This window comes from Helicobacter pylori, from assembly GCF_009689985.1.
Classification (GTDB): Bacteria; Campylobacterota; Campylobacteria; order Campylobacterales; family Helicobacteraceae; genus Helicobacter; species Helicobacter pylori_CG.
Genome location: NZ_QBAW01000003.1, coordinates 129,327 through 149,279, shown reverse-complemented (window position 1 = coordinate 149,279; position 19,953 = coordinate 129,327). Strand labels below are relative to the sequence as shown.

Below are 19,953 nucleotides of genomic sequence, written 5' to 3'. Positions count from 1 at the left end.
GGTAATCTAAGCGGATTTTTCTAATCCTTAAAGCTTTGATATAAGTTTGATTAAAAACTACAGAGCTTCCATAGCTTTTTCATAGCCAAATTCTGCGGATTTTTGCAAGAATTTTTTAGCCCTACTTTTTTGTTTTCTGGTGCCAAGCCCTTCTTTATAAGCGATCCCAATTCTATAAAGGATTTCCCCCATTTGTTGTTTGAGTAAAATAATATTGCTTGAAATTTCAGCAATATCTTCCCAAAGAAGTGTCTTATCTTTGATTTGAGTGGATTTCTTAACAAGTATTCCAAATTTCTTTCCAAATTTTATAGGATTCGCGCTCAAACCTGAAAGATCAATGAATCGCGATCCAATAAGCATACTAGTGAACGCAAGGTTTGGTAATCTAAAATTGTTAGCAAAATAATTTGTGCTTTTATTAGAAAACATGCGAACCACATGCCTGTAAGTCTTGAGCGCTTGTTTCAAATCCTTTTTCATCCCTAAGCCTTCTGCTTGCATGTATCCTAAAATTAAAGCGCCCCCTAAAAATCCGCTCCCATACCCTTTGATAGCGTTTTGTGCATAGAATTGCGCTTTTTTGTAATCCACTTTCACGCCCTTTCCCTCCAAATACATTTTGGCTATAAACACTGCCAAGCCCAATGCTGTATTCTTGCGCCAATTTAAAATCTTTAAAGGCTTGTTTGTATTGGCCTTGATTAAAATGGTCTAAACCATTTTCAAAATAATATGTCTTATGATTTCGCGCAATTTCATCCCACTGATTTCGCGCCCTTTCATCCCAATCATCACTTATGCTAATATATTCATCAGCTATACAAAGTGAAAACGGCAACAATAAACCTAATGAAAGCAATAAAGGCTTTAAAAAAGAGAGGGTGGTGCGATAAAAATCTTTAAACATGTCAAGTCCTTTTACAATTTGAGCCATTCTTTAGCCTGTTTTATCATCTTTTTTAAATTACAAACAACAGCATAATGACAACATGGAGATGGTTTTATATTTTTTGCTATAATGACATGGATTTGTTTCATAGTAGTAACAAATTGAAAATATACCATTATGGAGGTAATGCTATGGCTGACACAATCAATACAACTGAAACAACCCATGAAACAAAGAAACCAAACGCTTTTGTAAATTTTTTCAAAAACAGTTTGACTGACAAGCGTTATGATGCATTAGGTCTCATTGGAGCAGGGGTTTTATGTTGTGTCTTGAGCGGTGCTATGGGGATTGTTGGGATAATCTTTGTCGCAATAGGAATCTTTTTGTCTTTTTCTAATATCAACTTAGTGAAATTAGTTGAAAAATTGTCCAAAAAACAACCTAAAGCGGCAACAACTGTCAATAACGAAACCCAAAAATCTCAAGCAACAAGCGTTACCAACGGACCAACTGAAGCTAAAGAGAATAAAGATTGAGGTAAAACAGCGATTTTGACTGAAGAAAGAATAAGAGAAAATTTCAAAAATTTAGGTGTTCTAGTGGTTTATTACTCACTGCATGACCTACACAAGCAACCTATAGATTCTTTTTCTCTAAAGACTTCTAATATCATAGGATTCTCTATTTTTATCTGCGAACATGCACAAAAAGAAGTCATGCAAAAAGTGGCTTCAAGGCACACTGGCGATTCAAATAAGTTCAACATCAAACCCAAAGAAAAAATTGATGAGAATGTCATTAACGCATTAGAGACAAGTTTGAAATCTAAAGGGGTCGTTTCAGAAACGCTAGAAAGTATCAAAGAAGCTAAAAACAACAAAGAGTATGAGAATTTGTCCAATAGGGGGTTTTTAAGGGCTAAATTGGATCAAGGGGTAGGGATCAACTTTCAAGAGTCTCTAGGCTACAACTTGAGCGCCCTACAAAAAAAGGCAATCTCTCTGTTAAAAATCAGCCCCAATCAGATATTAGAATTAGTCCAAAAACTATATATGAAAGGGCGTATAAGCTATCCTACTGAATATTTGTTTGAAGAGACTTTCAAAAAAAATTTATATAAGATTTACAAAGACTCAGAAAATGATTGCTTCAACAAGAATGTGGCTGATGAAGAAAAAGTTCTTTTAGGGTTTCCTAACAGAAAATTCACTCCCAATGAGCTTTTTACAGCTGTATCACTTATCTTAAATGCAAGGGAATTTTGTCTCTATATCAATCTGAAAAAAAAGGAAACTAATGTTTAGAAAACTAGCAACCTCTGTATCGCTCATAGGCTTACTAACCTCTAACACTCTTTATGCTAAAGAAATAAGTGAAGCCGATAAGGTCATTAAGGCCACTAAAGAAACTAAAGAGACCAAGAAAGAAGCTAAACGACTCAAAAAAGAAGCCAAACAGCGCCAACAGATCCCTGATCATAAGAAACCTCAATATGTTTCTGTTGATGACACAAAAACTCAAGCGCTTTTTGATATATACGACACCTTGAATGTGAATGACAAAAGTTTTGGGGATTGGTTTGGTAATAGTGCTTTGAAAGACAAAACCTATCTCTACGCTATGGATCTATTGGATTACAACAACTACTTATCCATAGAAAATCCCATTATCAAAACAAGAGCAATGGGAACCTATGCGGATCTCATCATCATCACAGGCTCACTAGAACAAGTCAATGGGTATTACAACATTCTAAAAGCGCTCAACAAACGCAACGCTAAGTTTGTCTTAAAAATCAATGAAAACCTGCCTTATGCTCAAGCGACTTTTTTGAGAGTGCCAAAAAGAAGCGATCCCAATGCCCATACGCTTGATAAGGGAGCGTCAATTGATGAGAATAAGCTTTTTGAACAACAAAAACGCGCGTATTTCAACTACGCCAACGATGTGATCTGCAGACCCAATGATGAAGTGTGTTCGCCCCTAAGAGATGAAATGGTAGCTATGCCCACTAGCGATAGCGCTACTCAAAAACCTAATATCATTGCTCCTTATAGCTTGTATAGGCTAAAAGAGACAAATAACGCCAATGAGGCTCAACCATCACCTTATGCCACTCAAACCGCTCCTGAAAACAGCAAAGAGAAGCTCATAGAAGAGCTAATCGCTAACTCCCAACTCATAGCCAATGAAGAAGAGAGGGAAAAGAAACTCTTAGCAGAAAAAGAAAAACAAGAGACTGAATTGGCTAAATACAAGCTCAAAGACTTAGAAAATCAAAAGAAACTAAAAGCTTTAGAAGCAGAGCTGAAAAAGAAAAATGCTAAGAAACCTAGAGTGGTGGAAGTGCCTATTTCTCCTAGAACAAGTAATCCTGATGAAACAATGAGAGTTGTCAAGGAAAAAGAAAATTATAATGGATTGTTAGTGGATAAAGAAACCACGATCAAAAGAAGCTATGAGGGGACTTTGATCAGTGAAAATTCTTACAGCAAAAAAACACCTCTCAACCCTAATGACTTGAGGAACTTAGAAGAAGAAATTAAGAGCTACTATATCAAGTCTAATGGCTTGTGTTACGCTAGTGGCATTAGTCTCTATGTAAAAATCAAAAATGATCCCTATAAAGAGGGAATGCTGTGTGGTTATGAGAGTGTTCAAAATCTGCTCTCACCACTAAGGGACAAGCTCAAATACGACAAGCAGAAGTTACAAAAAGCGTTACTGAAAGATTCAAAGTAAGTTAAAGTTTTGTTTGAGAAATGGATTGGTCTGACTTTGCTTCTTAATTCCTTAGCCTATCCATGCCAAAAGGTAGCCATTAGTTTCAAGCAATACGAAAATCTTATCCATATCCATCAAAAAGGCTGCGACAATGAAGTGGTGTGCAGAACGCTCATCTCTATCGCTTTACTAGAAAGCTCTCTAGGGTTGAACAACAAGCGTGAAATTTCCCAAAAAGACACTTCTTATTCCATGTTTCATATCACTTTGAACACCGCTAAAAAATTCTACCCTACCTATTCTAAAACGCTTCTCAAAACCAAATTGTTAAACGATGTGGGTTTTGCGATCCAATTAGCCAAACAAATTTTAAAAGAAAATTTTGATTATTACAAACAAAAACACCCCAACAAAAGCGTGTATCAATTAGTAGAAATGGCAATAGGCGCTTACAATGGGGGAATGAAACACAACCCTAATGGCGCTTATGTGAAGAGATTTCGTTGCATTTATTCGCAAGTGCGATACAACGAGTAGAGCATACTAACTATTTTTGAATCTTTGTAATTTTTACAAGCAATCTTGATGATACACTTCTACTATCTTATTGCTTTATAATAATATCATTTACATCATTATCTTTTAATTTTTCTAAAATATATTTTGCTTCTTTTTATTAAGATATTTTGTCTTTTTATTTTTTGGAATAGGCTTTTGCTTTCCTTATAAAGACATATAGCGTAAGAATTATTCCAATTCATGCCATTTTCTCTGGGCATAGGTGCTGTAAAAATGGATTGATGAATTTTAATCTAGCGCATGCAGCAATCCAATAAGAGCGATGGCTGGCAAATCAAAGAACACACAAGCTTTTGATGAGTGAAAATTTCACTAAGATATAGAAAAACTCAAACGCTTCATGCAAGACAAAGATTATTTTTTTAGTAAAGCAACGCTTGATCTGATTTTGAAAGATTTCCAAAACGAAATCAATGATTAGAAATTAAAATCACAGTTCGCTTGAACCCACAGGCACTAAAGATTTATCATAGCTCAATTCGCCTCTAGTTTTAGCGGCTTGCAAATCATCATAGAATGTTGCTTGATTAGGCACTTTTCCCAATTTGTATTTCTTGCTCAAGCTTGGACTTACCTTAATAAGCTCATCAGTGAAGAATGGATCATCATAGTAAAGCGCCTTGTGGCACTTGATGGGTTTGAGCGTGTTTTCTAGAATGATAAGCTCATCGCCCATAGTCATCAATTCATCAGGGGTCATCAAAAAGCGCTCTTTGTTGCTGATAGAAGTATTGGTCTTACCGGTATTATCATCAATGCTTCGGCTCACATCTTGCCTTGTGTATTTCCCTAACACCTTAGAAAGTTTTTCAAAATGTTCATAGTAGTTATCGTTGTTAATCCCATAATACATATTCAAAGAAAGGTTGTCTAAAATAGTCTTAGCGCCATTCCTACCATAACCAAGTGGGGGGTCATTCTCTAGTTGCGCCTTACTTTGAAACACAAACGCAGGGCGCATGTTGTATTCTGCCATAATCCCTACCGCTTTAACAAAGGTCTCTAAATAGCCACAAAGCGTAAATTCGTCCATGAGCATTAAACAACTTCTTTTGCATTGTGGATCATGGATTGGCAGAATAAGGTTGCTATAAATCATCACATTGAAAAACAGCTCTAATATCGGCCCAACAATAGTGCTTTCTTTAGGATTAGCGATCACGCCAATACTCACTTCATCAATCCTTAAACGCCTGAAATCAAAATCATTAGCGCTCGTGAAATTTCTGATCATGGCGTTGTTGTAGGGGGCAAACGCTGAGGTATAGACCCCTTGAACAGAGCTGTAAGTTTCTTTAGCGCCACCCATTGTCTTGAAATTATTCCACATGTTTCTAGTGGCAGGACTAAGCACTCTTATATTATCGCCACTCTTATCTTCTTCACCTCCAAAAAATTCCATCAGAGACACGACTTTTTCCATGTTTGTGTCTTCATCAATCAAGTTGATACCGCTTGCCATAGAACCTATGAAAAACATCGTGGGGGTTTCAGGCATGATGATTTTTTTTCTTTTGACAAACTCAAGCCCCTTTTTAGTCCACATGAGATCTCTATAAATATTGCAATTGATGACAAAAAGGTTTCGCGCTTGATTGCTAAAAAAAGGATCTTTTTCATTAGGTCTTTCAGGGAAAACGAGCTTTGCCAATCCAAAGATTTGAGTGGAAAAATCCCCCCCACTAGCCACCATCCCATGCCCTTTTAGGCGTGTGTCAATTTGAGAGAGTATGTCTTCAGTCAAAACCACATCATTACCAAAATCCACATAAGCGAAAGGATTGAATCGGTGTGTTTTTAAGGAGAAAGGTTCATAGATATACACTTTTTGGTTGAAGCGTTTTTCTCTGATTTTTCCGCAAGTTTCCATAGTGTCAGCCTTAGGGTCAAACACAACGATATTTTGAGGATAATTGATCATATTAGGCATGATGAAACCCACCCCCTTACCGCTTCTGGTAGGAGCAATCAAGCCAATGAACGCCTGTCCTGCGTAAGCGATAAAATCTCCCAAACCACGCCTGCCTACGATAACCTCTCGTTTGTCAAAGGCGCGTTTTTTATTATTGGGTGTGATAAGTTTAGCTTTGATCATTTTTTCTTCGCTCTCCCAACTCGCGCTACCAAAGAGATCATCAACTTTTTTATTCGCTCCTATGTCTCTAGTCCGAGTTAAGTATTTTAAGAACCACACAAAAAAGGTAATGAATATATAAGAGCATAAAATAGAACTATATACGACTAAGGATATATTGAACCCATAAATCTTGAGTGAACTAAAACAAAGCGCCTTAAAATAGTATGCAGGAAAATCTTGTATCGCATAGATCCATATATCAAAAAGATCATCATCACTCTCAGGCAATTTATTATCATCATAAAAATTACCTAATAGGATCAAGAAAAATAACCCTGATGTGATAAAAGAATAGGATAGTAATAGTGTCGCTTGTAACCAAAAGCCAAAGGTTTTAACCCTTTCTTTCAGCCCTTCTATAATGATTTCTTTAAAGTTTTTTTTCTTTTGAGGTTGGTTAGCTTTATCTTTAAAAGCTTTTTTTTGAGCTTTTATGAATTTGTAGAGAAAAAATAACGCTATTAACCCTATGAAACTAAAAATAATAACTAACTTATAATCCTCTATGAAATATAAGGTGTTATACAACAAGTCTTCCATTGTGCCTACTACCTATGTTTGATATAAAATTCATCACACTGTTTGTGGTGGTTGATATGGACAATCATATCAATTAAATCTTTAAAGCCCTCAATGAGGCTTTCAAACTTGATATTCCTTGCTGCGTTATTAGATGAACTCATGTTGGCTAAACGGATAAACGCTTCTTCACTGCTCCCTGCATGTAGAGTGGTTAGCGTGCCTTTATGACCGCTACAAAGCACATTATAAAAATCATATGCCTCACTGCTTCTGAGTTCTCCTAAAATGATTCTATCAGGTCGCATTCTCAAACATGACTTTAAACAATCAGCAGAGGTGATATTCCCACCAAAAAAAAGCTGTGTGTAGTTCTTGTGGTGTTTGAATACAATCTCTTCGGTGTCTTCAATGGATATGATCCTTTCTTCTTTAGGGATAAACTCCATGATGCTTTTGATATAAGTCGTTTTACCGCTTCCTGTGCCGCCACAAACAATCACATTCTTACCAATAGCAATACCATCTTTAATCGCGCTGATCGCTTGTTCTTTATTATCTAGTAGATTATAAAAACCCTGTTCTTCAAAGAAGCTATGAGGATAGGTTGTTTTGCTAGGTATCCTTATGGATATGGAAATGGTTTCATCATTAACTGTAACAGGGGAAAGGACAATCTGCACCCTTTCACCATTCGCTAAATTGCTGCTCAAAATAGGATTTTCATAGTTGTCTATTGTTTTTTTCTTAAAACTCGCACAACACCGAGCAAAATGCATTAAACGAGATAGACTAAAGGCTTTCTTGTCTCTCACATCAAATGGTTGCCATTCGCCATTATTTTTTAAAACCCATACAACCTTGTTCCCATTGTAACAAATCTCAGTGATATTTTCCATTTTTAAAAAATCACCAAAAAGTTCTTCAGTAGCATGCCTTAGAGGATTTAATGCCGCTTCTTTTAAAGCTCTTTCCACTTCTAGAAATTTTTTATCTTCTGCACTCAATCTGTCTTCAGTCATGTTCTTATTCCAAATTTAATTTTAATTGGGTTATCAATTTAGCTCTTTCTAAAGAAGTGAGATAGGTCTTATTTTTGCTCAAAATAATATATTTAGTCCCTATATCTTGGACAATCTCATTGAGCTTCCTTCCAAAATCATCTATCCCTAGAATCTGAAACGCCACGCCCATCATATTGCCATCTATGAATGGCGGTAAATACTCTCTTGGCAGATAAGAAGCCACTAGGTCTGAAATTTTTGCCACTTCATCACACATAAAATTATTGAAGTTGTCAGAAATTTCTACAACAAACTCCCCAAGCGTTAGTTCATTTTTGATCGTGCTTTCTGCAAAAGTCTTTTCTTGTTTGCAACGATTGTAACTGGCTAACACAAGGTTGTTCAAATAGTTGTAATAAGCATCAAAACTAATAAAATTCTTTTGCATATTGATTCTTAACTCTTGAACTCTTCTCAAAAAATCTTGCGGATCGTTGCTATCTTTTAAAGAAGTGGCGTAATTTTGAATAAACTTATCCCTTACTTCATTTGCATTTCCCATAAGAGATCTGTTGCTATCTAAGATTTTTTGTCTTTCTGTTTCATTGAAACCGAGTTCCATTGCTGTTTCCTTTCATTGTTTTTGCTTGGTTTTTTCCGCCACTACATCCTCTAGAAGAGCCTGTTGTTGGTTTTGTCTTTTATCTTGTAAAGAACCAAGTTTGGTAACATAGATATATTTTATCCTTTCTTTTGAATTAATTGCCACCTTTGGGGCTTGTGGTGATTTCTTCATGCTCTCTAGACAAAGTTTTAGTGCTTTGTTTGATAATTTCATCTACCACAGATTTGTTGGTAATTTTAACATCATACACGCCACTAAAATCAATATCGTCCATTGTGAGAATCTTAATACTATCGCCCTCATTTTTGTAAAAACTTGGGGGGATATTCATCAGTTGCCCTAGAATTTGATTAGACATCTGAGCTGAACTTTGCATACTACCATTGATAGCTTGACCCAAAGCGTAATTAAATTCAGGTGTCCTTTCACTTCTACCTTTGCCAAGACCTATGAGTTTATCTAGAGCTATGATAGGCGCAGTTTGCAAGAAGCTATTAACCACGCTTGCTATCACAGCAAAGCCTATGCGCTTCATAAAGTGGTTATTCACATAGCCATCTACCCCTGCTTCACCCAGCATGCCTGCTGCTTGAGCGTTTGCTAGAGGTATTATCACACCATCAGGCGTAATGGCTTTAGTAAAGACTATCATTAAGCGTGTCATAATGGGTGTGCCACCCTTCACGCTTTGATAATTCCCATACACCTTAGTGCCTTTGTCCAGTAAGATCATAGTGCCGTTCATGTTCCATACATCTTTGGCTACAACCCCACTCACTATACCTGTGAGAGTGGCATCTACTTTAGAAGTCAGAGTGATTTCAATAGGGGTGTATTGCGCTAAAACAAATGTGGGATCACTCTTGCCTATAAAGGCCTGTTTGACAGGGCTTGTTTCATCTTGTGTTTCTGTTTTCTTTTTGTCATCAATGGGATTACCATTTTCATCTACAAATTCCCCACTCTTTTCTTTTTTGTTCTTAAGAGCGATTTCACTGATATTTTTGGCAGTTTCTGCGACATCTTTGTCTATCTTATTGCTTTCTGTTTTAGCTTCTGCTGTGGATTTTTTACTTTTTTCTTTATCGTCATCTTTTTTATTACCACCTAAAGCCTTAGCTAATTTAGCTTCTAAATTCTTATCCTTAATGGTTTTTTCTGTTTCGTATTGCTTGGTAATGTCAGGCTCTATGGAAGCATAAATAGGATTATCGCTAGCTATTTTGTCCGCATCAACATTAGTGGCGTTAATAGTGGCAATATCGCCGCCATTTTTGAAATCCATTGGTAACAATGGATAACCTTTAGCCGCCATGTTATCAAAGGTTTTGCGGTTTCTTAGATCGCTATAAATCAGATCCACTTCATCAGCTTGTCGTTTAATTCCTAGAATTAGTGCCCTTTCACTATCGCTCAAGCCCTCTAAACATTGCTCTATGGCTTCTTGATCAGTAGGGTCATCTAAGTTATCCAAGCACTCGCTTGCTTGATGCAATCTTTCTGTTTTACTCAATTGATTTTGTTTGCTTTGTGTCCTTTTATTTTGGATTTCTTGGATCAAATCGCTATAAAGGTTTTGACATTTCCTTTTTTCTTCATCGGTCCTAGCCGTTTTCAAACAATCCAAGACAGCCTTTTCTCTAGCTTCTTGCAGGTATTTGAGCTTCTCTTCATCGCTCAAACCATCCAAACACTTCATAATAGCCGCTCTGTCGTTAGGATCGGCGTTTTTCAAGCAATCTTTGATCGCTTTATCTTTTTGTTGGAGTTCTTTCGCTAAAAATTTCCTCGCTTCAGGCGTGAGTAATTTCTCGCATTCTTGTTTCTCTTTTTCATTCCTAGCTTTTGATACGCAGTCCAAATAAGCCTTAACGCTCTTCTTAACTTCTTGCTCTAAGAGTTTTCTCGCTTCAGGGGTGAGTAATTTCTCACAAGCTCTCCTTTCTTCTTCATTTCTAGCTTGAGAGAGGCAGTCTTTATAAGCTTTAAGACTTTCTTTAGCTAAAACATTTTTCTGTAAGTCTTTAGGGATATTTTTAAGACATGCTTTTCTTTCTTCTTCATTTCTAGCTTTTTCCAAACAACTTAGCACTTGCTTCGCTAAAAATTTCCTCGCTTCAGGGGTGAGCAATTTCTCGCATTCTTGTTTCTCTTTTTCATTCCTAGCTTTTGAAACGCAGTCCAAATAAGCCTTAACGCTCTTCTTAACTTCTTGCTCTAAGAGTTTTCTCGCTTCAGGGGTGAGTAATTTCTCGCAAGCTTTCCTTTCTTCTTCATTTCTAGCTTGAGAGAGGCAGTCTTTATAAGCTTTAAGACTCTCTTTAGCTTCTTCTAAAAGCTTTTTCGCTTCAGGGGTGAGTAATTTCTCGCATTCTTTTTTCTCTTTTTCATTCCTAGCTTTTGAAACGCAGTCCAAATAAGCTTTAACGCTCTCTTTGGCTAAAACCTTTTTCTGCAAGTCTTTAGGGAGATCTTTGACACACCTTTTTTTCTCAGCTTCGGTTTTAGCACTTTTCAAACAATCTAGCGCTTGTTGTTCTAAAAGATTTTTCGCTTCAGGCGTGAGTAATTTCTCGCATTCTTTTTTCTCTTTTTCATTCCTAGCTTTTGAAACGCAGTCTTTATAAGCTTTAAGACTCTTTTTAGCTTCTTCTAAGAGTTTTTTCGCTTCAGGCGTGAGTAATTTCTCGCATTCTTTTTTCTCTTTTTCATTCCTAGCTTTTGAAACGCAGTCTTTATAAGCTTTAAGACTCTTTTTAGCTTCTTCTAAGAGTTTTTTCGCTTCAGGCGTGAGTAATTTCTCGCATTCTTTTTTCTCTTTTTCATTCCTAGCTTTTGAAACGCAGTCCAAATAAGCCTTAACGCTCTCTTTGGCTAAAACCTTTTTCTGCAAGTCTTTAGGGAGATCTTTGACACACCTTTTTTTCTCAGCTTCGGTTTTAGCACTTTTCAAACAATCTAGCGCTTGTTGTTCTAAAAGATTTTTCGCTTCAGGCGTGAGTAATTTCTCGCATTCTTTTTTCTCAGCTTCAGTTTTGGCTTGAGATACGCAATCCAAATAAGCTTTAACGCTTTTTTTAGCTTCTTCTAACTTTTTTTTCGCTTCAGGCGTGAGCAATTTCTCGCATTCTTTTTTCTCAGCTTCAGTTTTGGCTTGAGATACGCAATCCAAATAAGCCTTAACGCTCTCTTTGGCTTCTTCTTCTAAAAGTTTTTTCGCTTCAGGCGTGAGCAATTTCTCGCATTCTTTTTTCTCGGCTTCAGTTTTGGCTTTTGAAACGCAGTCTTTATAAGCTTTCAGGCTCTCTTTAGCTTCTTCTAAAAGCTTTTTCGCTTCAGGCGTGAGCAATTTCTCGCATTCTTTTTTCTCGGCTTCAGTTTTGGCTTGAGATACGCAGTCCAAATAAGCCTTAACGCTCTCTTTGGCTAAAACCTTTTTTTGCAAGTCTTTAGGGAGATCTTTCAAACACTTTTTTCGTTCTTCATCGGTTTTAGCGCTTTTCAAACAATCTAGCGCTTGTTGCTCTAAAAGTTTTTTCGCTTCAGGGGTGAGTAATTTCTCGCATTCTTTTTTCTCAGCTTCAGTTTTGGCTTGAGATACGCAATCCAAATAAGCCTTAACGCTTTTTTTAGCTTCTTCTAACTTTTTTTTTGCTTCAGGCGTGAGCAATTTTTCGCATTCTTTTTTCTCAGCTTCAGTTTTGGCTTGAGATACGCAATCCAAATAAGCCTTAACGCTTTTTTTGGCTTCTTCTTCTAAAAGTTTTTTCGCTTCAGGCGTGAGCAATTTCTCGCATTCTTTTTTCTCAGCTTCAGTTTTGGCTTGAGATACGCAGTCTTTATAAGCTTTAACGCTCTCTTTAGCTAAAATATCGCTTTGTAAGTCTTTAGGGAGATCTTTCAAACATTTTTTTCGTTCTTCATCAGTTTTAGCACTTTTCAAACAATCTAGAACCTGTTGTTCTAACTTTTTTTTCGCTTCAGGCGTGAGTAATTTCTCGCATTCTTTTTTCTCTTTTTCATTCCTAGCTTTTGATACGCAATCCTTGTAAGCCTTGACGCTCATATCAGCTAGTAGTTCTTTTTGCAAGTCTTGGGGAATATTTTTCAAGCACTCGTTTCGTTCTTCATCGGTTTTAGCGTTTTTCAAACAATCTAGCGCTTGCTGTTTCAATCTTTCTATAGCTTCTTTAGACAAGCCTTTCAAACATTCGTTTTTCTCAGCTTCTGTTTTGGCGTTTTTGATACAATCCTTATACTCTTGAAGCTCTTTTTGAATCCCTAATTCCTTACGGAATTTCTCTCTAATCTCAGGGTCATTTATGAGTTTTAGACACTCGTTTCGTTCTTCATCGGTTTTAGCGTTTTTCAAACAATCTAGTGCCACTTGAACTTTTTGTTGGTTCAATAAGCTTTTTTTCAGGTTTTCATCTTTGATTAAATCTAAACACTTGATCCTTTCTTCTTCAGTTTTGGCATTTTTGATGCAATCATTATAAGCCTCTAAAGTCTTTTTCATTTGATCTTGAAGTTTTTTGTCTTTGATAAGCTTCAAACATTCTTCATAGTTGCCACCATTACTAATACATTCATAAAAGGCTCTCAATGGGTTTTTGTCCTCAATTTCTGCAATATTCAAATAGTTGTATAAGGTTCTATTGGGATCGTCATTGAAGAAAAGATTCTTATCGATCATATTGCCTTTTTCATTCCGTTCTTTCAGCAAGCGGTTATACTCTTGCCTTATTTGGATTTCATCATTGACATAAAGATTCCTGTCTTTGCTAAAACGAGAGCTTTTATCTTCCAAAGGTATGAAGTAGTGAAAAATGCTTCTAGAAAATAAAATAATCACAATAAGAACAGCGACTACAATGCCACCAATAATGTATTTCTTTTTGCTTCCTTTGATAATTTCTTGATCGTTAGAATCGTTAGTTATTTCTTCTGACTCGTATTCATCAAAATTGGTTTTAGTTTCTGTGGGGTTGTCAAGATGATGATCTGAGCTTTCTTTGGATTCTTTTGAAGAATCTTCAAAGTGATTGGCTTCTGTTGTTTCTTCATTGGATAAATCTTGGGGTGAATGTTGTGGGGTTTTTTTAGAAGTTTCATCATCAATTAAGCCCGTTTGAATTTCTTCTTGATACTCATTATTTTTTTGATCATCTTCTTCGTTCAGTTTTTGGACTTCTTCATCTAAACTTTTTTGCTGAGTGAAAGGTCTTTTATCATCAACTAATTTTCTGGCTTTCTTGAATAACTTGTCTGCTAGACTGCCATTGCTAGATTCTGAAGTTTCATTACCTCCAGAATCTATTTGAGTTTGGGTTTCTTCTAGCTTGTCTTCATTAAAATTGGTTTGAGTTTCTGCGGAATTGTCAAGATGATTGTCTGAGCTTTCTTCTTTTAAAAGATCTTCAAAATGATTGGCTTCTGTTGCTTCTTCATTAGATAGATCTTGGGGTGAATCTTGTTGGGTTTTTTTAGAAGTTTCAAGTTTATCGTTTTCTTCATTCATGTCTTAACGCCTTTTTATTTATCTCTGACAAGAGGGAGCTTTTTAATCACACGCTCCAATTCACCATAGTTTTTGATATTGTAATTTTTTGTCAATGGATTTTTCCCATAGCCTTTATTTATTACTGTTACAAGGGCTTTGTCTTTAATGAGCTTAAACTTTTCTGCAATTTCATTAACTCTATACCATCTCAATCCTGAATTGGTCATGTTAGGATCAATAGCAGCATCAGTCATGCTTAATTTCCCATCAGGCTGAACCACAAAAATAGCAGGTTGGAGAGTGATGTTTTTGAAACCAAAATAAGTGAATGTGCCATCATCAAAAATTTCAGAGGGCATAATATGCTTAGAGCGTTTTTCAGGCGCTTGGTAGTAATTGTAGTTTCTAGGCACAGGGTTTCTTTTTAATGCATTATGCACGTATTGAGTCTCTAGTGCCTTTGCTTGATCTAAAATAATTTTTTGTTTTTCTTCTCTTATTTTTTCTTTGTTGATAATCTGTTCATTGCTCGCCATCATTACTCTATTGATGTAGGCTGTGGTATTAAGATTTTCTTGCTTGATCAATTCTCTCTGTCTCTTTGCTTCTTCTCTCTTTTTTAACTCCTCTTCAATAACACTAGAGACTTCGTGTCTTTGTGGGTATTCTAATTTGACTGTTAGATACGCCGAAGCAAAATTGTCTTTTTGAGCTATTCTCAAAATGAATTGATACAAGGCTTTATTAGTCCGCACAACAAGATTAGTTCTCCAAGCGCTATCGCTAGGAGATAATTCTATGGAGTTATCCTCAGGGCTTTTTTGAGACTTATCTGTCTTAATACTGATTTTATCCTTGGCTCTTTGTTTCACTGCCTCTTCAGCTTGTTTTTTGTTGAGTTCTTCAATTTGTTTGAGTGCATTAGCTTGAGCCTGTTCTTGCATGTCCTCTAGTCGTTCCATTTGGTCTAATTCATTTTCTCGTTGTTGCTTGATAAGTTCGCTAAGATTTTTGTTATTGCTCAAATTTTGTGGGTTACTCATAGCGTTAGTGAGATTTTCTAAATTGGCTCTATTTTTTGCACGCTCTTCCTTTCTTTTTTCTCTTTTATCTTTTTGCGCTTTTTGCGCCTGTTCTTTAGCTTCTTTTTCTTTTTCTAGAGCTTTTTTTTGTTCTTCTAATTCTTTAGGGTCAGGCGCATCTACGATAAGTTTTTTTGTTTTTAAAAATTCTTGGTAATCTCTTGTCATTAGGGCAAAATTCACTGCTTCTTTTTCAAACATGAGATTACTTTTTACCGATTTAGGTTGAATGAATATATGATTAGAATTAGGCACAATACTCCAACCTTTATTGAAACCTGTTGTGATGTAAGAAATAGTTTCATCTTTTTCAAGTTGGATCACAGTAACATTGTCTAATGAAGTCCAAATCGTAATAGGTTTTTCATCTCCCAAATAAGCAATCTTCTTATTCACCACTTTCACCCTACCACGATTAAAATTTTTAATGTCAGGTGCTGCTTCTATTACGCTAGATAAAAATAAATAACCAAGACAGAAACAGCCAACAATTTTTTTAAAAAATGCCTGCTCCATCAACAATCCCTCTTAAAAAATATTTGTAATTGTAACACAAGAATAAAGTGGCTTATCCTTTAAACATAGATCCACCAACTCTTCCCACCATTAAGGCATCTCTTTCTCTATCCATTCTGCTACCATCCATAGATACAGAGCTGAAAATGGTATTAACGATCGCATTGACACTCTCAATAATCGTCTCTATGAAACCTTTTAAAATAAATAAAGTGATCAAACTCGCAATAGTTGAATCGATACCCAATCCCCCTTGATTGATGTTTTGTATAGCAACAGAGGGCGTTATGGTCAAATTGAATGCCAATAATGCCAAAACACCAAAGAGCAAAATAGGAATAGCTAGAACCAAGATAAACAAATTATTAATAAACCATATCAATATGTTTTTCATAGAATCTTTGAACCAATCTAGCACGATCAAACATACCGCAATAGGGAACACAATACCGCTAAAAGCCCCCGCTATCAAAGGTTTCACAACAACAGTGCTTATTCTCATAATGATAGTTACTTGCATAAAAATAGCGAATAAAGAAATACCTGCCACTTGCAAGCCTTGTAACAAACTAGGAGCGTTGTTGCCAACATTAGAAAAAACAGCCCTTACCGCAGGTAAAATTGAATTAACAGTGTAATTCAGCACTAAATCTAAAGCCCAAAAAAGAACTTGATTCAACCCAAAAGCGCCTGCTAAACCAAAATAAATGGAATAAGAGATTTTATAAAGATAACCAAAACCTGCATAGGCGATAAAAGAAACCATCGCCATTTTGAATAATGTCCCCCCAACAAATCGCATGTATTCAAAACCTATGTTAATCTGAATGCCATTTGAAATATCTCTCAATTTCATAAAAGAAATAAAAACAAAAATCCCAAAAACAATATAAATTAGGTAAGAAACAAAATCAAGATATGACCCTTGCCCTATGATAATATCAGGCAAATTGACTACACCATATGCAGGAAGAACAGCAGCATCCGCTCCTTTGACAACAGATTCCAGTGCGGCAAAAGCAAGCATGGCTGTAGCGTTGTTTTGCAGTTTATTTGCAGTGAATTCTTTACCAATCAGCCAAATTAAACCATCAGCTGTAATATTCGTAGAAGCTTGAGCGGTTATTGAGCTAATTATTTGTAAAAGAACATTGCCTTTCACATTGTCCTCAATACCGCCTTTGGTAAAATTCCGAATCTTGTTGCTCAAATTGTCTAGCATACTATCCATGGATACATCTATGTTTTTATTTATCAATGCATTCCAACCAAAGTTACAGCCACTTGATGGCGTTAGAGCAAAACCTTGTATAGCTGTAGCAACACTTGCCCACGCCGATCCCCATAAAGGACCTAAAGTATTCAAATATTTCACCAGATTGCTAGCGGCTAAACTTGTGGCTAATGGTGTGCTAAGCGCTTCGATCACACCCTGCCCTGAACTCTTTCCACTTCCTGATGCACCAATAGATGTATAACCTGTCAAAATATCTGCAAAACTTTTGTTGGTTAAAACATAACTCGGTATCAGCATGCAATAAACTGTTTGGTAAATTTTGAGATTTGAAACAATGGGCAAATCAATAGCTTTCAACCAATTAGGAACAATGAGAAAAAAACTCATGATCGTTATTAAAAAAGTCCTTTTAATATTAAACATGCTCTTATTTCGCTAGTGCCTTATTTTTTGATTCCACTTCTTTAATCTTTCTCAAAATTTCGCTTACCGTCTGTTCGTTTTGTAAATCTGTGATTTGAATGTCAAACACTTTGAAGCCAAAAGGATTGATGATAAGATTTTCTTGAGAAGAGTTACCTCTAGCAAAATCATAATAAATAGTTACTTGTTTTTTAGTAATATATTCATAATTTTCCATTGTATCAGGTGTGATTTTGATGGTAATGAAAAATGTTAATCTCGTTAAGGGACTATTTTTGACTTTTTCTCTTTGTATGTTAGAGCTAATGATAGCTTCTGCTCGGACTTTATCTACGAATTGTCTGATATTTTCATTGAACATTCTCATTGCTTGGGTTTGGAAACTCACATCGCAATACTGCATTAGTTGATCCTTGCGATCCCTCAAAGAATTTTTGCTATAACCAAACAGCAATGAGACAAATTTTGAAGTTGCGCTATCCACAACAGCTTCAGAATTGACAATTTGCCTAGCATCGGAGCGTTTGACAATTTTAAATTCTCCTGTGTATCGATCAATGCCATAAACAAATATATCTGTTTTCTTCAAAGGCATCATCATCACAATACTCGCTACAGCGGCGATATTGAGTGCCATAGAGAGATAAAAAGCCCTTTTGAAAGTCCTATTGGCTTTATTGAGTTTTGCCAATCTATCAAGAGCTATCACACCCCCAACTAAATTTTCATCAATCAAGACTTCCTCGTTTTTTTTCCCTAACATGCGACAGCTTTATGGTTTAGTTATTGGTTTGTTGGTTGTAGAACTTGAGAAATTTTTTCATTAAGAACCCCTTAAAATACCTTAAATTGTAGTATAGCAAAATTTCTGTAAAAATATGTATTTAATTTAAGGTAAGAGCAATGAGTAAGCTAACCCAGTAATGAAATTTTAGAAGCGTCTAATTCAAAGAGGTAAGACAATCACAACTCAGAGAGAGAATGGTATAATAAGAAAACAATTTCTCAATTTAATTCTTGAAAGGAGTTTCATGAACGATACAACAGAGCATCATGGATCCAATCCGCTAAACGCCCCATCACCTAGCAACTCACAGAGCAATGATCTTTTAAATTTGCTAGACTCGTTATATCCCAAAGGGAGTTTAGGGGAGCAAAGATTTCACGAAGCTCTAAAGAATCAAGAAGAGTTGAAAAATATCCTAATAGAAATAGAAAAGCTACCGCAAGAAAAAAGGTATGAACTTCTGATGCAGATAGGGCAAGCCAAACAGAGAATAATGGAAGCATACGCTCATTCATTCTTGGGATATATAGGGGGACTAGAGCATCTGTTAGGATTATGTATGGGTGGGATATTTGTTCTGTTTGCAATCTATTTTGTATTTTTAAGAACTAGCAAAAACATGGATTTGGTGGAAAGTCTAAAAACAAAACTAAAACTTCAGTATTTTTACTATGCCTTTGGTGCAGGTGCGGTTTTGTTTTTTGGATTAGAAACAATTAGATCTATTTATGAACTATATATATTAGGAATTGGTAGCACTAACGACAAGGTGCTCTTTGTTTTGAAAAACATTTGCTTCATAGGTATGGGCTATTTGATTTATAAAGTTATTAAGGTTATTGGTATAAAAAATTTTATCAATGGTCTTTTCACTTCAAAGAAACAAGAATAATAAGGAGAAACGACAATGAAACTGAGAGCAAGTGTTTTAATCGGTGCGACAATTCTGTGCTTAATCTTAAGCGCATGCAGTAATTATGCGAAAAAAGTGGTGAAACAAAAGAACCATGTTTATACGCCTGTGTATAATGAACTGATAGAGAAGTATAGTGAGATACCCTTAAATGACAAACTCAAAGACACACCATTCATGGTGCAAGTGAAGTTGCCAAATTACAAGGACTATTTGTTGGATAATAAACAAGTTGTATTAACTTTCAAACTTGTTCATCATTCTAAAAAGATTACGCTCATAGGCGATGCCAATAAGATACTTCAATACAAGAATTACTTCCAAGCTAATGGAGCAAGATCTGACATTGATTTTTACTTGCAGCCTACTTTGAATCAAAAAGGTGTGGTGATGATAGCGAGTAACTACAATGATAATCCTAACAACAAAGAACAACCACAGACCTTTGATGTGTTGCAGGGAAGTCAGCCAATGCTAGGAGCTAACACAAAAAACTTACATGGCTATGATGTGAGTGGAGCAAACAACAAGCAAGTGATCAATGAAGTGGCAAGAGAAAAAGCTCAGCTAGAAAAAATCAATCAGTATTACAAAACGCTCTTACAAGATAAGGAACAAGAATATACCACTAGGAAAAATAACCAACGAGAAATTTTAGAAACATTGAGTAATCGTGCAGGTTATCAAATGAGGCAGAATGTGATTAGTTCTGAGATTTTTAAGAATGGCAACTTGAACATGCAAGCCAAAGAAGAAGAAGTTAGGGAGAAGCTACAAGAAGAAAGAGAGAATGAATACTTGCGCAATCAAATCAGAAGTTTGCTCAGTGGTAAGTGATTGGAAGAAAGGGAGAGAGTAGATTTTTCTAAGGGTAAAGAGCAACGCCAATAGGCGTTAGCCTTACTTGATAGGTAAGGCGATCAAGTAGGTAATCTTTTTAAAGCACTCATCATTTTTTAATTCTGTCTCCGCCTAAGACAAATATTTTTCAAACTGAAGTTTGTTAGTT

The 19,953-nt window shown here is 35.9% G+C and carries 13 protein-coding genes and 1 pseudogene; 6 read left to right on the top strand and 8 right to left on the bottom strand.

The genetic code is table 11. The annotated features are described in order from the left end of the window. Positions 1–57 precede the first annotated feature (57 nt). Positions 58–910, bottom strand: a pseudogene (locus DBU79_RS03635) (sel1 repeat family protein). Between the two features lie 173 nt (positions 911–1,083). Here DBU79_RS03635 and DBU79_RS03630 point away from each other — a divergent pair. The 4 genes from DBU79_RS03630 to cag4 are packed head-to-tail and all read left to right on the top strand — an operon-like array spanning position 1,084 to position 4,156. After that, on the top strand, positions 1,084–1,431 hold the full coding sequence (locus DBU79_RS03630; RefSeq protein ID WP_000785788.1) for a cag pathogenicity island protein Cag1: 348 nt from the start codon (positions 1,084–1,086) through the stop codon (positions 1,429–1,431). A 15-nt stretch (positions 1,432–1,446) separates the two neighbouring features. Continuing rightward, positions 1,447–2,199, top strand: a complete 753-nt coding sequence (locus DBU79_RS03625; protein ID WP_134890096.1) for a hypothetical protein — start codon at positions 1,447–1,449, stop codon at positions 2,197–2,199. After that, positions 2,192–3,637: a type IV secretion system outer membrane cap subunit Cag3 gene (gene cag3 / locus DBU79_RS03620; RefSeq protein ID WP_154411557.1), complete on the top strand. Its 1,446-nt coding sequence runs from the start codon at positions 2,192–2,194 to the stop codon at positions 3,635–3,637. The genes DBU79_RS03625 and cag3 overlap by 8 nt, the downstream gene beginning before the upstream one ends. A gap of 9 nt (positions 3,638–3,646) precedes the next feature. After that, entirely contained in the window at positions 3,647–4,156 is a 510-nt protein-coding gene (cag4, locus tag DBU79_RS03615) for a VirB1 family T4SS lytic transglycosylase Cag4 (RefSeq protein ID WP_050852235.1), read from the top strand. Positions 4,157–4,628: 472 nt separating this feature from the next. Here cag4 and cag5 read toward each other — a convergent pair whose 3' ends face one another. The 7 genes from cag5 to cagV form a co-directional block, all read right to left on the bottom strand. Further along, a complete protein-coding gene (gene cag5, locus DBU79_RS03610) occupies positions 4,629–6,875 on the bottom strand; it encodes a VirD4 family type IV secretion system ATPase Cag5 (RefSeq protein WP_154411556.1) in 2,247 nt (748 codons plus the stop codon). 8 nt (positions 6,876–6,883) lie between these two features. Next, on the bottom strand, positions 6,884–7,876 hold the full coding sequence (virB11, locus tag DBU79_RS03605) for a cag pathogenicity island type IV secretion system ATPase VirB11 (RefSeq protein WP_000133871.1): 993 nt from the start codon (positions 7,874–7,876) through the stop codon (positions 6,884–6,886). Positions 7,877–7,880: 4 nt separating this feature from the next. Continuing rightward, positions 7,881–8,480, bottom strand: coding sequence for a cag pathogenicity island translocation protein CagZ (cagZ, locus tag DBU79_RS03600; RefSeq protein WP_000418829.1), 600 nt, complete (start codon positions 8,478–8,480; stop codon positions 7,881–7,883). A 136-nt stretch (positions 8,481–8,616) separates the two neighbouring features. Further along, on the bottom strand, positions 8,617–14,004 hold the full coding sequence (cagY, locus tag DBU79_RS03595; protein WP_154411555.1) for a type IV secretion system apparatus protein CagY: 5,388 nt from the start codon (positions 14,002–14,004) through the stop codon (positions 8,617–8,619). Positions 14,005–14,018: 14 nt separating this feature from the next. Beyond that, on the bottom strand, positions 14,019–15,584 hold the full coding sequence (cagX, locus tag DBU79_RS03590; RefSeq protein WP_058338970.1) for a type IV secretion system apparatus protein CagX: 1,566 nt from the start codon (positions 15,582–15,584) through the stop codon (positions 14,019–14,021). A 52-nt stretch (positions 15,585–15,636) separates the two neighbouring features. Next, the gene (gene cagW, locus DBU79_RS03585) at positions 15,637–17,244 is read right to left on the bottom strand and encodes a cag pathogenicity island VirB6 family T4SS protein CagW (RefSeq protein ID WP_017281238.1); all 1,608 of its coding nucleotides are present in this window, start codon (positions 17,242–17,244) and stop codon (positions 15,637–15,639) included. 4 nt (positions 17,245–17,248) lie between these two features. Then, positions 17,249–18,007 (bottom strand): cag pathogenicity island type IV secretion system protein CagV, encoded by a 759-nt coding sequence (cagV, locus tag DBU79_RS03580; RefSeq protein WP_000900762.1) that lies wholly within the window; start codon positions 18,005–18,007, stop codon positions 17,249–17,251. A 268-nt stretch (positions 18,008–18,275) separates the two neighbouring features. Between cagV and cagU the strand changes: the two genes are divergently transcribed. After that, positions 18,276–18,923 carry a cag pathogenicity island translocation protein CagU gene (gene cagU / locus DBU79_RS03575; protein ID WP_001000441.1) on the top strand — a complete coding sequence of 216 codons (648 nt, stop codon included), beginning with the start codon at positions 18,276–18,278 and terminating at the stop codon, positions 18,921–18,923. A 15-nt stretch (positions 18,924–18,938) separates the two neighbouring features. Next, a complete protein-coding gene (cagT, locus tag DBU79_RS03570) occupies positions 18,939–19,781 on the top strand; it encodes a type IV secretion system apparatus protein CagT (RefSeq protein ID WP_000776460.1) in 843 nt (280 codons plus the stop codon). Positions 19,782–19,953: the final 172 nt, after the last annotated feature.

Bases quoted from the DNA above. Each gene is read 5' to 3' on its own strand.
- DBU79_RS03630 (WP_000785788.1), top strand. From the start codon at position 1,084: ATGGCTGACACAATCAATACAACTGAAACAACCCATGAAACAAAGAAA.
- cag3 (WP_154411557.1), top strand. From the start codon at position 2,192: ATGTTTAGAAAACTAGCAACCTCTGTATCGCTCATAGGCTTACTAACC.
- cag5 (WP_154411556.1), bottom strand. From the start codon at position 6,875: ATGGAAGACTTGTTGTATAACACCTTATATTTCATAGAGGATTATAAG.
- virB11 (WP_000133871.1), bottom strand. From the start codon at position 7,876: ATGACTGAAGACAGATTGAGTGCAGAAGATAAAAAATTTCTAGAAGTG.
- cagZ (WP_000418829.1), bottom strand. From the start codon at position 8,480: ATGGAACTCGGTTTCAATGAAACAGAAAGACAAAAAATCTTAGATAGC.
- cagY (WP_154411555.1), bottom strand. From the start codon at position 14,004: ATGAATGAAGAAAACGATAAACTTGAAACTTCTAAAAAAACCCAACAA.
- cagX (WP_058338970.1), bottom strand. From the start codon at position 15,584: ATGGAGCAGGCATTTTTTAAAAAAATTGTTGGCTGTTTCTGTCTTGGT.
- cagW (WP_017281238.1), bottom strand. From the start codon at position 17,244: ATGTTTAATATTAAAAGGACTTTTTTAATAACGATCATGAGTTTTTTT.
- cagV (WP_000900762.1), bottom strand. From the start codon at position 18,007: ATGTTAGGGAAAAAAAACGAGGAAGTCTTGATTGATGAAAATTTAGTT.
- cagU (WP_001000441.1), top strand. From the start codon at position 18,276: ATGAACGATACAACAGAGCATCATGGATCCAATCCGCTAAACGCCCCA.
- cagT (WP_000776460.1), top strand. From the start codon at position 18,939: ATGAAACTGAGAGCAAGTGTTTTAATCGGTGCGACAATTCTGTGCTTA.